At 68.3% G+C, this 13,443-nt stretch carries 11 protein-coding genes; 4 read left to right on the forward strand and 7 right to left on the reverse strand.

Going from position 1 to position 13,443, the window contains the following annotated elements:
* Positions 1-189: 189 nt before the first annotated feature.
* Both NNI01S_RS17875 and NNI01S_RS17880 read left to right on the forward strand, forming a co-directional pair.
* The gene (locus NNI01S_RS17875) at positions 190-669 is read left to right on the forward strand and encodes an EXLDI protein (protein ID WP_169812981.1); all 480 of its coding nucleotides are present in this window, start codon (positions 190-192) and stop codon (positions 667-669) included.
* Positions 670-712: 43 nt separating this feature from the next.
* Positions 713-2,860, forward strand: coding sequence for an MMPL family transporter (locus tag NNI01S_RS17880; protein ID WP_063021264.1), 2,148 nt, complete (start codon positions 713-715; stop codon positions 2,858-2,860).
* 112 nt (positions 2,861-2,972) lie between these two features.
* Here the strand turns inward: NNI01S_RS17880 and NNI01S_RS34580 are convergent, their stop codons facing one another.
* From NNI01S_RS34580 to NNI01S_RS17915, 7 genes are all read right to left on the reverse strand, one after another.
* A complete protein-coding gene (locus tag NNI01S_RS34580) occupies positions 2,973-3,185 on the reverse strand; it encodes a hypothetical protein (RefSeq protein ID WP_157114842.1) in 213 nt (70 codons plus the stop codon).
* Positions 3,186-3,361: 176 nt separating this feature from the next.
* Complete coding sequence (locus NNI01S_RS17890; RefSeq protein ID WP_157114843.1) at positions 3,362-5,290, reverse strand: sigma-70 RNA polymerase sigma factor region 4 domain-containing protein; 1,929 nt, start codon at positions 5,288-5,290, stop codon at positions 3,362-3,364.
* 915 nt (positions 5,291-6,205) lie between these two features.
* Positions 6,206-6,949: a CPBP family intramembrane glutamic endopeptidase gene (locus tag NNI01S_RS17895; RefSeq protein ID WP_063021267.1), complete on the reverse strand. Its 744-nt coding sequence runs from the start codon at positions 6,947-6,949 to the stop codon at positions 6,206-6,208.
* 94 nt (positions 6,950-7,043) lie between these two features.
* On the reverse strand, positions 7,044-7,973 hold the full coding sequence (locus NNI01S_RS17900; RefSeq protein WP_063021268.1) for an RluA family pseudouridine synthase: 930 nt from the start codon (positions 7,971-7,973) through the stop codon (positions 7,044-7,046).
* Between the two features lie 51 nt (positions 7,974-8,024).
* Positions 8,025-8,606, reverse strand: coding sequence for a putative glycolipid-binding domain-containing protein (locus NNI01S_RS17905; RefSeq protein WP_063021269.1), 582 nt, complete (start codon positions 8,604-8,606; stop codon positions 8,025-8,027).
* A gap of 5 nt (positions 8,607-8,611) precedes the next feature.
* Complete coding sequence (locus NNI01S_RS17910; RefSeq protein ID WP_063021270.1) at positions 8,612-9,064, reverse strand: TIGR03667 family PPOX class F420-dependent oxidoreductase; 453 nt, start codon at positions 9,062-9,064, stop codon at positions 8,612-8,614.
* A 95-nt stretch (positions 9,065-9,159) separates the two neighbouring features.
* Positions 9,160-9,354 (reverse strand): hypothetical protein, encoded by a 195-nt coding sequence (locus NNI01S_RS17915; protein ID WP_063021271.1) that lies wholly within the window; start codon positions 9,352-9,354, stop codon positions 9,160-9,162.
* 396 nt (positions 9,355-9,750) lie between these two features.
* Here NNI01S_RS17915 and NNI01S_RS17920 point away from each other — a divergent pair, with 396 nt between their 5' ends.
* A complete protein-coding gene (locus NNI01S_RS17920; RefSeq protein ID WP_063021272.1) occupies positions 9,751-11,604 on the forward strand; it encodes an ABC transporter ATP-binding protein in 1,854 nt (617 codons plus the stop codon).
* Complete coding sequence (locus NNI01S_RS17925; protein ID WP_063021273.1) at positions 11,601-13,337, forward strand: ABC transporter ATP-binding protein; 1,737 nt, start codon at positions 11,601-11,603, stop codon at positions 13,335-13,337. The genes NNI01S_RS17920 and NNI01S_RS17925 overlap by 4 nt, the downstream gene beginning before the upstream one ends.
* Positions 13,338-13,443: the final 106 nt, after the last annotated feature.

Genomic DNA, 13,443 nt, shown 5'->3' on the forward strand with positions numbered 1-13,443 from the left:
TCGAGTAGTTCGCGTCCGACGCGGACAGGCCGTCGGCCAGGTCTTGCGTTATACGTATACATCTACTTATAGTGAGCATCGGGCAGTCCGAGAACATCGAATGCGCGACCTGGACAGGCGGATTCGGACGGGGCCGGCCGACGTCGACGCATGCCTGCATGCGCACTGATCTATGAAACGGGGAAAATGATGACCACCGATCCGAATACCTCGAGCGATGCGGGCACTGTCGAAGAGCAGGCTTGCGGGGTCACCCTCGTGAAGGAATCCGCCGAACCGGGGGACGTGGAGGACATGCGCCGAATCGTGTTGCGCGTTGGCCCCGGCGGCGGGCGTCAGCAGCGGTTCTTCGGCAGGCTGCTCGGTGAATCCCGCGAATACGACAAGATCGGGATGACCGTGGTGCGGGTGTACGTGAGCCGCAAAGGCAAATTCGTGGTGCACCGCCGCGAATCGGACTGGCGCGAAATATCCGTCGCGATCGACTGGACCGAATGGAAGAATTGGCGCGAGCTGCTGCGGCCCGGCAGCGGCGAGCGCGAGTGGGGCGACTACACGGTGGAGATCGTGGACTCGCCCGCCGAACTGCGAGGCCGGATCCCGGAGCACATCTACCGGACGGTCGTCGATGTGGCCGAGAACCCGCCCTCGCAGGACCTGCCGATCTGAGATACCACCACTTTCACCGAATCCGGAAAGGATTTCTTCGCAGATGTTCGCACGACTGGGGGCCGTGGTCGTCCACAATCCGTGGAAGGTGATCGGCCTGTGGGTGCTGCTCGCCATCGCGGTGGTGGCCTCGGCGCCGGAACTGAAATCGACGACAGACCAATCAGCTTTCCTGCCTTCGCATTACGAGTCCATTCAGGCCTTGGAATTGCAGCAGAAGGCTTTCCCGGACAGCTCCGCTCCCGCGGCGATCATCGTATTCGCCCGCGAGGACGGCACGCCGTTGACCGACACGGACGCCGCGTCGGTCGTATCGATCGGCAACAACCTGCGTGACGCGCAGATCAAGGACGTCATCGGGATGCAACCGACGCCGCCGTCGGAGAACCGCATGGTCCAGATCATCGCGGTGCAGATGACGAAGGTGACGAATCCGAACGACACCACGCAGGGCGACGCGGTCAAGGCGCTGCGCAAACAGCTGAAGGAGCGCGTCGAGGGCACCGAGCTGAAGGCGGGCATCACCGGCCAGGCGGCGCAGGTGCTGGATCAGCGGGAATCGGGCGACAAGGGGCTGGCCATCGTCGGCGTCGCCACCGTGGTGCTGATCCTGGTGCTGTTGCTGATCATCTTCCGCAGCCCGGTGATCGCGTTGCTGCCGATCGTCGTCATCGGAGCGATCTCCAGCACGGTCGGCGGATTGATCGCCTTCGTGGCCAGAGCCTTCGACCTGCAGATCGACGCATCGATCAATGCCATCCTGGTGGTCGTGCTGTTCGGTGTCGGCACCGACTACATCCTGTTCCTCATGTTCCGTTACCGCGAGCGGCTGCGCGCAGGCGAGGATGCGAAGACCGCCATGATCAGCGCCGTCACCCGGGTGGGCGAGGCGATCACGTCCGCGGCGGGCGCGGTGATCATCGCGTTCATGGCGCTGGTGCTGTCCACGCTGGGCATGTTCCGCGCCATGGGGCCGGCGCTGGCGATCGCCGTGGCGGTCGCGTTGCTGGCGGGGCTGACGCTGGTTCCGGCCGTCGTCTCGCTGCTGGGCACCAAAGTGTTCTGGCCGTCCAAGGCGTGGCGCACCGAACCGAAGGGCGCGCGGTTCACCGCGATCGGCAATGCGCTCGGCCGTCGGCCCGGTGCGTTCGCCGTGGTCTCCGGCGGGGTGCTGGTCGTGTTCGGCGTCTTCGCCCTGGGCTTCCACCCGACGTTCGACCTCAGCTCTGGATCGACCTCGGAGGCATCGGAATCCGTCGTCTACAGCAAGGAATTGGTCAAGGGCCTGCCCGCCGGGACCACCCAGCCTTCGGATGTCCTGTTGCGGTCCGACGGCGCGTTGACCGCCGAGCAACTCACCGCCTACCGCACCGCGCTGGCCGAGGTGCCCGGGATCGGACAAGTGGCCGAGCCGAAGCTGTCCGCGGACAAGACGATCGCCGACTTCGCGGTGACGCTCGAGGCCGCGCCGGAGTCGGATGCCGCGCTGGACACCGTCAAGGGTCCCCTGCGCGATACCGCGCACGCGGCGGCCCCCGCCGGGACGACCGCCGCCGTCGGCGGCCTCACCTCGGTGTTCGTCGACTTCCAAGACGCGATGGCGCGGGATTACTCGATCGTCTTCCCGGTGGCGGCGATCCTGATCATGATCGTGCTGGGGCTGTTGCTGCGCAGTCTGGTCGCGCCGTGGTACCTGATGGCGTCGGTGTTCCTCGGATTCGCCGCCACGCTCGGCGCCGCGGTGCTGGTGTTCCAGCACTTCCGGGGTGAGACCGGCCTGATCTTCACACTGCCGGTGATCATGTACCTGTTCGTAGTCGCGCTCGGCACCGACTACAACATCCTCATGGTCGCCCGGCTGCGAGAAGAAGCACGCGAGGGCAACGAACCGAAGCAGGCCGCGGCGCTGGCCCTGCGGCACACCGGCCCCACCATCGCGGCGGCCGGGGTGATCCTGGCGGGCACGTTCGCGTCGATGATGCTGGCGGGCAACAACGTCCTCGCACAGATGGGATTCGCCATCTCGGTGGGCATCGCCATCGCGGCCTTCATCATGGCGATGTTCTTCACACCCGCGCTCACGGCGCTCATCGGGCACAAGGCGTGGTGGCCTGGGCACGGAGACGAGAAGCCCGGAGATTCGGGATCGAAGCCTCGGGAAGTCGTCGGGACTTCGGTCGGCGAGGGCTGATCGGGACCGGCGTCGACATCGGCGCTCGTGATGAGAGAGCTGTGCACGCGGATTCGTCGGCGTGCACAGCTCTTTCGTGCGAGAAACCCGGCCGGCTTGGTACCGCCATACGTCACTCGTCGGCCGCGAGCACGTGCAAACCGTGGATCACGTCCGGCAGTTCGGCGGTGTGGTCGCCGTACCAGTCTCGGCGCCTGCTCTCCTGCACCCGACGCAGTGCGGCGGCCAACTCCTCCAAGGTGACCGGCGCGCTCAGTGGTTCGTCAGCGAACGCCAGAATCTTCCGGCGCAGTTCGCGGATGGTGGCGTGGGCCCGAAAGGTCACCGAATGACCGCAGAGCTCGCAATCGTCCTTATCGTCATGGCCGCTGTCGGTGGCCTGCTGCGGTGGAAGTAGTTGCGGGGGTGGGAGCAGCTGAGCGGACGTGGCCATCGGAGGCAGGCCGGCTGCGGCGTCGGGATGCGGCACCGTGTAGAAAGCCCGTCAAGTGCCGTCGGTGATCAGCCGATGATTGCGTAAGGGCGGTGGACTTTGATCGCCGAGTCGAGGACGCGGGTTACCGCAGAGCGGGGGACGCCGAGTTCATTCGCGATGGCGGGGGTCGAGCCGCCCTGGTCGGCTAGGGTCAGTATTTCCCTGACCTCTTCGATCGGGAGGCTGGACAGGCGGCGACTGGTGATTTCGCGTGCGATAGCCGAGATTTCGTCGTCGTCGGTGTCGGCTTCCTCCAGCTCGGCGGGGAATTCGTCGTCCTCGTCGTCGCCCGCGATGACCGGCATTGGTTCAACGCGCGGGTGCGAAAGCTCGGGAGTTTCCTCGAGGGCCAGTTGTTCGCTCTCCGCGTCGGCGGAGTGGTCGTTCTGCTCGGCAGTCGCCGACTTTCCGCGCTTCGCCGCGCGCGGGGCGGTGGCGTTCGGGTGCACCTGCGCGGCGGTGTCAACGGACGCGGGGGACGGCGTGGGCATGGGTTCGGTGGGGCCCGGTCGCCGGGCGGCGTCGTCTCCGCGCCGCGCGCGATCGACCGAGCGTTCGCCTCGGGTGACCGCAGCGTGCGTCGATGCCGCACCGTTCGCCCTCGGTCGGGAGTGCTCACCGAATTCGAGGCCATCGTGCAGATCGGCGAGCGAGATCTGCTGTGTCGCAGAGTGTGCGGATTCGAGACGCGGCTGCCGGCTTTCGGACTCAGGCGCTTCCGCTCGGCTCGAGCCTCCCTCCTCGGATTCGGCCGGTCGAGTCGGGTGTCCGTCGACGCGGGCTGCCGGGACATGCTGCGTTACAGGCGGAACGGCGTGCGGTGGGGGAGCCGCCACTTCGCGGCTGCCAACCGGCTGATCAGGGTTTCCGCTGGTATCGACCGTGTGGTCTTCGGTGGCGCGAGCGGTGTTCCTGTCGAGCGGAAGGGTGTGCGCCTCGATGTCGGCGGGCATCTCGGCGGCGTGGTCGTTGGCCGCTTGCGCATCGCTGCTGTCCGTATGCGCGTCACCGTTTGCGCGGGACTCGGTGATGCGGCCGTTCGAGCTGCGGTGCACGATATTTCCGTCGATCCGCAAGGGCTGCGCGGCATCGGCAACAGTGTGGCCGTTGGTTGCCGGGCGCACCGTGTGGCCGTTGATGCGCGGGTGCGTGTTTCCGTTGAGAGGCGGCTGCTCGATGTTGCCCTCGATCGGCGGGAGGGTATGGCCGTTCGCGAAGCGTCCGTTCGAAGTGGGGTGGAACGCGGCACCGGGATCGACTGCGCAACCATCGATCACCGTATCGACCGCGCGCCCGTTGGTTGCGCGAGCATCGGTCCGGCCCGAAGCAGTGGACGGCGCGGCTGCTACGCCATCCTTGTCATCCACCGGCGTAAGGGGGGCGCGGCCGACGTCGATGGAGTAGCCGTTGATCAGCGACTCGACGGCGTGACCGTTGGTCGGCAACCTTCCGTGGTCGACGTGTGACGTGGCGGGCATGGTGGCTGCGCTGGAGTTCGTGGGCTCTGGCTGCGCAGCGCGATGCGTGCCCGGCGCTTCGGATGTCCCTCGGTACCGAGGCGCGGATCCGTCGCCCACGATCACGCGTGCGGCGTCGATATCGCCTTCCCATCGACTACGACCGCTGGTCGACGCCGCGTCGAGCGAGTGATATTCATCGGCTTCCGGCATGCTCGGTTGCGCATCGAGACGGATCATTCGCCGGTCGCGCTCGATCACCGGCGCACCGTCGATCAGCACCGCGTACCGCGCGGAAACCCAGGCGTGCAGCCAGATCACGACGCCGACCATCACCGGGGCGATCGCGTATTCCGCGGCGCGGCCGAGGTCGCCGGCGGCGAGATGCGGGCCGGTGTTGAGTGCGACGGTCGTGCCGAGCAGCGCTGCCTCGAAGAAGAGCACCTTGCCGCGTGCGAGTTCCCGGCCCCACTTGGCGGCCGTGGTCGCCGCGACCATGATCGTGATGATCGGGACGGAGATCATCGCCTCGATGCCGTAGCTCAACCAGTACAGCGGATCGGACATGTCGCCGCTGGGCACCAGATTGTGCTGCACGTTGACACCGGCCCACACCATCCCGAGCACCACGACGGCGATCAACGCGCGCGAAGACCACTCCGCTCGCCGGTAGAGCTGGGCCAGTCGCGCGTCCTCGCTGGACGCCCGCCGCCGCGCGGCGAGTGCGCGCCGATGCCAGCGGGCGTCGGCCTCTTCCGAGCGGCGTAACGCCGCCGCCGATTTGCGATCACGCTGTTCGGCGGCGAGTTCCGCCTCGACCTCGCGGCGCCGCTGCGTGCGCCGTTGCGCGCGGATCCACTCCGCGAGTTCCCGCTCCGCGGCGATCTCTCGTTCGGACAGCACCTCCAGCAGCGCCGGGTCGAGCTGCAGGGGCAGTTTGCCGCGCGCGGTCTCGACTTGTTGCGCCAGCGCGGCAATCTCGGAACTACCGTTCGAGGGTTCGTCGGGCATCGCGAGCCTTCCCAAGAGCAGGTGTCATGTCGGGTGGTGGAGACATGATTGCTCGAACATATGTGTGATCGGAGTGAGACTAAACCGAGCTCTCTCCGTGGTCAATGTGGTGGACTCCGGATTGAAAGCGACACGCCGAGCAGGCGAAATTCGTGGTCAGGCTCGAATATCCGCATGAGCGGCGCTTTTATCGGCGCCCTCCGCGTGTCGAAACTCCGTTCGAATGTGTGCACGGCAAGCGCGCTGATTCCTCGCTCCGGTTCCCCGCCCTGAACGCCCCCTTGGCCGAACACGCCGACGCGTCCACTCGTCACAGACACGCTCGCGGGCGACACCCAACCGAGCATCCACCGTTCGCGGCACCAGGGGGCCGCGAACACCCAGCGCCGCAGGCCCTGGAAATCAGCTCAGCGTGCTGTGCCAGACCACGGCGGCCGCCAGAGCTCCCGCGCCGTTGACCGACCAGTGCAGGGCGATCGGGGCGAGGAGGCTGCCGCTGCGATGGCGCAGCCAGGTGAACACCATGCCCGCGGCAGCCGTGGCGACGACGGCCAGCAGAATCCCGATGACCTGTCCGGCCACGCCGCCCCCGATGAAGCCGCTCAGGCCGCGGTTGCCGGAGGTGAGGCCGAGGGAGGACGCGATGTGCCAGAGCCCGAACAACAGGGAGCCCGCCGCGAAGACGCCGCGCGCACCGTAGGCGCGGTGCAGGGTGCCGTGCAGCACGCCGCGGAAGGCCAGTTCCTCGGGGATCACGGTTTGCAGCGGGATGACGATCATCGAGGCGATCAACGCGCCCGAGATGGTCGCGTAGCGATCGGCCAGGAAGAACGGACGGGTCAGGGGCAGTGCCGCACCGATCGCGACGACCGCGAGGACCACCGCCACCGCCGCGAGCGCGTAGCGCGAACCGCGCCGCCAGTGCCGTGGCGAAAGGCCCAGTTCCGACCAGCCGAGGCCCCGCCTGCGCATCAGCGCGAGCAGCACGATCGCGGCGACCGGGACGGTCACGACGTTCGCCCACGCGGTGGTGAAATGCGCGATCAGATTGGTGCCCGCCAGGACGATCACTACGACGGCGACGTCGACGTAGGCGTGCACTCGATGGCGTGGGTGGGTCGAGACTGCTGGGTCCGGCTCAGACATCCCGACCAAGTTTACAAATCGATACCGGCTTCGCCAGTGTCCCGCTTCGATTGCTGGATCGATCACTTTTCGCCGCCGTGCCGGTCCGGCGGCGTCAGCCCGCCCAGCCGAGCGGGTCGGTCCAGGCTTGCAGCGTGCGAGTGGTCTCGAAGCGGCGCGGTTCGCGGGTGACCGGATCGGTGAACTCGAGCGAGGCCGCCAGCAACTGGAGCGGCCTGGTGAAATCGTCGACGGGCTTGTCGGTGAGCACCGGGTAGAAGTCGTCGCCGAGGATCGGGATGCCGAGGCCGTTCATGTGCAGGCGCAACTGGTGGGTCCGGCCGGTGTGTGGGCGCAGCCGGTAGCGGCCGAGCCCGTCGCGGTGCTCGAGCAGTTCGATCTCGGTCTCCGCGTTCGGCTCGCCGGGGACCTCCTGGGCCGCGAGCACCTGCTTCTCCTTGATGATCCGGCTGCGCACCACGCGGGGCAGCGCGAGGTCGGGATCGAATCGGGCGATCGCCTCGTACTCTTTGCGCACGGTGCGCTTGTGGAACATGGTCTGGTACGCGCCGCGGCGCGCGGGGTTGATCACGAAGAGCACCAAGCCCGCCGTGACGCGGTCGAGCCGATGCGCCGGGATCAGGTCGGGTAGGTCCAGCTCCCTGCGCAGTCGCACGAGCGCGGTCTGCAGGATGTGCTGACCGCGCGGGATCGTGGCCAGGAAATGCGGTTTGTCCACCACCAGCAGGTCGTCGTCGCGGTGCACGACGGGGATGTCGAACGGGACCACCGTCTCCTCGGGCAGATCGCGATGGAACCAGACCGCGCCGCCGGGCACGTACGGTGCGTCGGGTGCGATCGGTCCGCTCAGGTCGACGATGCCGCCCGCGTGCAACAGTTCATCGATCCGCGTCGCGGGCACCCTGGGGAGACGCTCCACCAGGTGGTCCCGGATGGTCGCCCAGTCGCCCTGCTCCGGTAGTCGCAGCCGGGCCGGGTCCAAGCCGTGCCGTTTCGGCAACGGCGGTTGTTGCCGCCTTCTCATCGGTAACGACCCTAACCGCAGGCCGCGACGGCGTTGTCCGAGGCCGGGGGCTCAATGAACACGGGCCGCGATACCGGGATACTCGAGCACCAAGCCCGATTTGTCGTAGTCCAGGGTGCAGCCGAAGTCGAATTCGGGGGCGGCGTACTCGAATCGTGGTCCGTGCTCGCCATCGGTGACCCGGATGTAGCGCTGCTCCAGTCGGCCCACCGCGGCGCCGGAGGCGTGGACGTACGCCGCGGGCGCGTCCATACCGTCGCCGACCTCCCGCGCCGCCCGGTGCACCGGCAGGGCGTTGGTCAGCGCGGAGGATTCCAGGTCCACGTCCAGGCAGCCGTCGAGCAGCGGCGCGGGCATGCCGTCCAGCAGCCAGGACCCCGCGCCGTCGGACTCCAGCACCAGCGTGTTCCAGCCACCGGGTTTGCGCATCGCCACCTGGGCGCGGCGCGTACGCCACTCGGTGTCCAGTGCGATCCGGTAGTCCACCACCCACGCCGCGCCGTCCTCGACGGCCGTGGTGCAGCCGTCGATCAGCACGCCCTGCTCGGTGACGCGGAAATACGCCACCTCGAATCCGTCGCGGGCGGTGCGGTGCCGCCACGCGGCGGTGGGCGGCGGCGGCGCGAACGTCATCGGGGTCAGAATCCGCGCAGCCGATCCGGCGTGACGCGCAGGACGACGGAGTATTCGGCGTAGAACTGCTCGTCGGTCAGGCCGATCGAGCGCAGGCCCTCGGCGTATTTCTTCGTGAACGCGTCGATCTCGTCCGCGCCGGGCCGCTGGTCGACCACGCGGGCCGTGCCGGTGAGCACGACCACGTTGCCGCCGGTCTCGGTGCTGTTGAGGTTCAGCGAGACCCGCGGGTTGCGTTGGATATTGCGAATCTTCGGCTGGCCGGGCTTGCTGAAGACGAGGAATTCGCCATCGCGCCACTGGAACCAGACGGGGTTCGGCTGCGGTGTGCCGGTGGGGCCGACGGTGGTCAGCCAGAGGACGGATTCGCGGGCGAGGCGTTCGGCGACTTTCGCGCCGAATTCGGTCTCGGTGTCGACGACGGGAGTGGCGGATCGATCGGATGCCGTTGCGGTCATGACGGGGACAACACCTGGGTGCCGGGGACGATTCCGCATGGCGGTGCGTACCGGCGTCCGAAGGCGCGAACGCGGGGCGCTCGTCGCCGACGCCGTCACGGCGTCGCCCGCTCGTCGAGCACCATCAACCTGGCCTCGACCAGCGTCCGGCGTGCGCGCCGCCGGACCCGGCACATCTCCACGCTGCAATCCAGGTGCACCTGCATGGCACGATGCGCTTGGCCCGCGGTGAGTTCGCCGGGATCTTTCGTGCAATTCGACAGAACCGAAAACAACTCCGTGCCATACATGTCGGTACTCCTGCGCGTCCAATGGTTTCGCTTTCCCTCGAAGCTAGCGATGCGCACGGGCTATCAGGCCAGCATACGGCTCCCGTTCACAGAGGTTTTCCCGGCGCGTCGAAAGTTCGAAAACCATGAGCCCGCGTCAGTTTTCACACATGGACGAAGTAAGTCCCGAAGGCAACGGCCGGTAGGTGGGTGGCCGAGGCCGGCTCCGCTGAGGTGCAACGCTTTCCAGTTCGGCGACCGGGCGGCATGCGGCCGGATCCGCCGGAGCGCACTGCGCCGGATGTGAACGAGCCCGACGATGCCCGCGCCAAGATAACTTAGGCTAACCTTTCTTACCGGGCGTCGCTGTGTGAGGATAGGGCGATTCCAGACGGATGCCGCGAGAGACGAGGTCAGATGACGGTAGAGGTCGCGCCGCTGCCGGCGGCGCAGACGGGGAACCGGCCGCCGAAGTCGGTGCTGAAGGAACGCAAGCAGCAGGAGGCGCGGGCGCGCAAAGAGATCCTCGCGCCCGTGCGCGGCCCGCTGATCGTCGCGAGCCTCATCATGGTCGTCGCATCGGCGTGCGCGGTCGTGCCCTTCGTGCTGATCGTCGCGGCCTGCCGCGAATTGCTGCGGGACCAGGTGGACACCGACCGGGTGTGGCGTCTGCTGACGATCGCGGTGCTGGTGCTGGTGGCGCGGGCCCTGTTGCAAGCCGCGGCGCTGACCTGGACGCACCTGGTCGACGCCGGCTATCAGCTCGCCGTGCGCCGGGCACTGGCGGCCAAGCTGACCCGCGTGCCGCTGGGCTGGTTCGGCGAGCGGACATCGGGCGAGGTGAAGAAGTACCTCCAGGACGACGTGGAGGCGCTGCACTACCTGGTGGCCCACGCCCGCCTGGAGTTCGTCGGCGCGGTGACCGTTCCGCTGATCACCCTCGGATACCTGGTCACCGTCGAATGGCGGCTGGCCGTCGCGCTGCTGCTGCCGATCCTGGCGTACGCGGTGCTCTACAGCCGGATGATGGACCGCGACGGCCGGGACCGTTACGTGGTCTACACGCGCGCCGAGCAGGCCACCAAGCAAGCGACCATCGAATTCGTCGACGGCATCCAGGTGGTTCGTGCCTTCGGCCAGGCGGGCAAGGCGCACAGCGTCTTCCAAGAGGCCGTCGAGCACCAGGCCCGCAGCGTCGACCGGCTGAAGACGCCGATCATCAAGGTGCAGGCGGCCTCCGACATCGTCGTCACCCCTGTCTTCGTGATGCTCGTCGTGGTCGTCGGCGGTCTGGGCGCCGTCGGCCTGGACTGGATCGAGCCCCTGGACGTGCTGCCGTTCCTGCTGGTCGGTCTCGGCTTGGGCAGCTCGTTGCTCAGTCTCGGTTACGGCGCGCAGGCGCTGCGTGCCGCCGCGGTGGCCGCGCAGCGCCTGCACGAGCTGCAACAGACGCCCGAACTGAGCACCGGGGCGCCGACTCCCGCCGAACCGGAATCCGCGCCCGCCGGGCTGGTCCGGTTCGAAGGGGTCGGCTTCGGCTATCGCTCCGGTCACGACGTGCTGCACGACATCGACCTCGAGCTCGTTCCCGGCACCATCACCGCTCTGGTCGGTCCGAGCGGATCGGGCAAGTCGACACTGGCCAAATTGCTTCCCCGCTTCTACGACGTGGGATCGGGCCGGATCACCATCGGGGGCCGCGACATCCGTGACTTCCCCAGCGAGGAGCTCTACCGGACGGTGGGATTCGTCTTCCAGGACGTGCGTTTGATCCGGGGCAGCATCCGGGAGAACCTGCGCCTGGCCCGGCCCGACGCCGACGACGCCGCCGTGGAACAGGCCGCCCGCGCCGCGCAGATCCACGATCGCATCGTGGCGCTGCCGCGTGGCTACGACTCCGAACTCGGCGTCGACGCGACCTTGTCCGGTGGTGAGGCGCAGCGGCTCTCGATCGCACGCGCCTTGCTCGCGGACACCCCCGTCCTCGTGCTGGACGAAGCGACCGCCTTCGCCGATCCGGAATCGGAAGCGGCGGTGCAGGACGCGCTGGCGGTCCTGGTCGCCGGCCGCACGGTGCTGGTCATCGCGCACCGGTTGCACACCATCACGGGGGTGGACCGGATCCTGGTGCTCGAGCGGGGACGCCTGGTGGAGCAGGGCGACCACGCGAGTCTCGTCAACGCGGGCGGGGCCTACCAGCGGCTGTGGGAGATCAACGAAGCGGCGCTGGGCGAGATCGCCCTCGTCGACAGTGTGGAGGGTGCCCGATGATCCGCAAGGTGCTGGACCTGGTTCCGGCCGAATTCGCCCGGCTGACACCGAGGTTGTTCGCCGCCATCGTGGCCCAGGCCCTCAGTCAGGCGGCGGCGTATCTGCTGCTGGTCCCGGTCCTGACGGCGTTGTTCGACGACGACCTCGGCCGCGCCTGGCTCTGGGCGCTCGGCATGCTCGCCGCCGTCGCGGGCGTGGTGGTGTTCGGCTACCTGCAAGCGGCGATCGGCCTGCGCGTCGGCATCGGCATGCAGCGCGGATTGCAGACCCGGCTCGGCGACCACCTCAACGCGCTGCCCCTCGGCTGGTTCGAGACCCATGACGCCGGGCCGCTGGGGCGCCTGATGGTCGACAACGTGCGGGAGCTGCAAGGTCTGATCGCCTACCTGCTGGCCAAGATCCTCACCGGTGTCATCGTCCCGCTCGCGGTCGCGGTCGGCATGCTGCTGGTCGACTGGCGCATCGGGGTGGCCATGCTGCTCGCCGCGCCGGTGCTCTACCTGGTGAACGGCTTGGCCAATCGCGCCTACCTCGGCGCGGACCAGCGGATGCACACGGCGGCGGCGGAGGCCGACTCGCGCGTCATCGAATTCGCCCAGGCCCAGCCGGTGTTGCGCGCGTTCGGTGCGGTGGGGCCGGGAAACCGCGCGCTCGACGCCGCGCTGGCCGGGCAGCGCTCGGCTGGCTCGCGCATGGTGTTCGCCAGCGTGCCCGGCCTGATCTTGTTCGCGCTTTTCGTGCAGGCCGTGTTCCTGGTGCTGGTGTACGTCGCGGTGGCGCGGGTGACCGACGGCGCCGTCTCCGCCGCCGCCGCGATCGCGTTGATCGCGGTGAGTTCCCGGTTCATCGAACCGCTCAACCAAGCCGCGCAATTGGGCACCGCGTTACGCTCGGCAGGCACGGCCGCGGACCGGATCACCGAACTGCTGGACGAACCGGTGTTGCCGGAGGCGGAGGCGGCCGTCACGCCGGTGGCGCCGTCGGTGGTCTTCGACGACGTGAGTTTCGGATACCGTCCCGGTGAGCCGGTGCTGTCGAACGTGACGTTCACCGTGCCCGCGGGCACCACCACGGCCATCGTCGGGCCGAGCGGCGCGGGCAAGACGACTGTGCTGCGGTTGGCCGCCCGGTTCTACGACGTGGATTCGGGACGCGTGTCGGTGGGCGGGCACGATGTACGCGACCAGCCGTCGGCGACTCTGCTGAGCCAGCTCTCGCTGGTTTTCCAGAACGTCTACCTGTTCGATCAGTCGGTGGCGGACAACATCCGGATCGGCCGGCCGGAGGCCGGTGACGACGAGGTTCGTCGCGCGGCGGTGGCGGCGCGAGTCGACGAGATCGTCGACCGTCTGCCCGAGGGCTTCGACACCCAGGTCGGAGAGGGCGGCGCGGCGCTGTCCGGCGGTGAGCGCCAACGGGTCTCGATCGCCAGGGCGCTGCTGAAGGACGCGCCGATCGTGCTGCTGGACGAGGTGACCAGTGCCCTGGATCCGCACAGTGAAGCGCTCGTGGTGCGCGGCATGCACGAGATCACCAAGGACAAAACGGTGATCGTGGTCGCGCACCGGCTGGCCACCATCGCCCACGCCGACCAGATCCTGTTCGTGGACGGCGGCCGGATCGTCGAGCGCGGTACCCACGCGGAACTGCTCGCCCTGGACGGCCGGTACGCCGCCTTCTGGAACGAGCGATCCCGCGCGGCGGGCTGGCATTTGGAACCCGTCGCCACCTAGGCGAATCGAGCCGGTCGGCGGACGAGGTCGCCGTGGAGGCCGGGACAGCCGGTGGTCGCCGCGGGTGCGTCCGCCGACCGGCTCGGATCGTGAGCCCGCGGCAGCG

It is taken from the genome of Nocardia niwae NBRC 108934 = DSM 45340, assembly GCF_001613465.1.
GTDB lineage: Bacteria > Actinomycetota > Actinomycetes > Mycobacteriales > Mycobacteriaceae > Nocardia > Nocardia niwae.

Bases quoted from the DNA above. Each gene is read 5' to 3' on its own strand.
- NNI01S_RS17875 (WP_169812981.1), top strand. From the start codon at position 190: ATGACCACCGATCCGAATACCTCGAGCGATGCGGGCACTGTCGAAGAG.
- NNI01S_RS17880 (WP_063021264.1), top strand. From the start codon at position 713: ATGTTCGCACGACTGGGGGCCGTGGTCGTCCACAATCCGTGGAAGGTG.
- NNI01S_RS17890 (WP_157114843.1), bottom strand. From the start codon at position 5,290: ATGGTCGCGGCGACCACGGCCGCCAAGTGGGGCCGGGAACTCGCACGC.
- NNI01S_RS17895 (WP_063021267.1), bottom strand. From the start codon at position 6,949: ATGTCTGAGCCGGACCCAGCAGTCTCGACCCACCCACGCCATCGAGTG.
- NNI01S_RS17900 (WP_063021268.1), bottom strand. From the start codon at position 7,973: ATGAGAAGGCGGCAACAACCGCCGTTGCCGAAACGGCACGGCTTGGAC.
- NNI01S_RS17905 (WP_063021269.1), bottom strand. From the start codon at position 8,606: ATGACGTTCGCGCCGCCGCCGCCCACCGCCGCGTGGCGGCACCGCACC.
- NNI01S_RS17910 (WP_063021270.1), bottom strand. From the start codon at position 9,064: ATGACCGCAACGGCATCCGATCGATCCGCCACTCCCGTCGTCGACACC.
- NNI01S_RS17915 (WP_063021271.1), bottom strand. From the start codon at position 9,354: ATGTATGGCACGGAGTTGTTTTCGGTTCTGTCGAATTGCACGAAAGAT.
- NNI01S_RS17920 (WP_063021272.1), top strand. From the start codon at position 9,751: ATGACGGTAGAGGTCGCGCCGCTGCCGGCGGCGCAGACGGGGAACCGG.
- NNI01S_RS17925 (WP_063021273.1), top strand. From the start codon at position 11,601: ATGATCCGCAAGGTGCTGGACCTGGTTCCGGCCGAATTCGCCCGGCTG.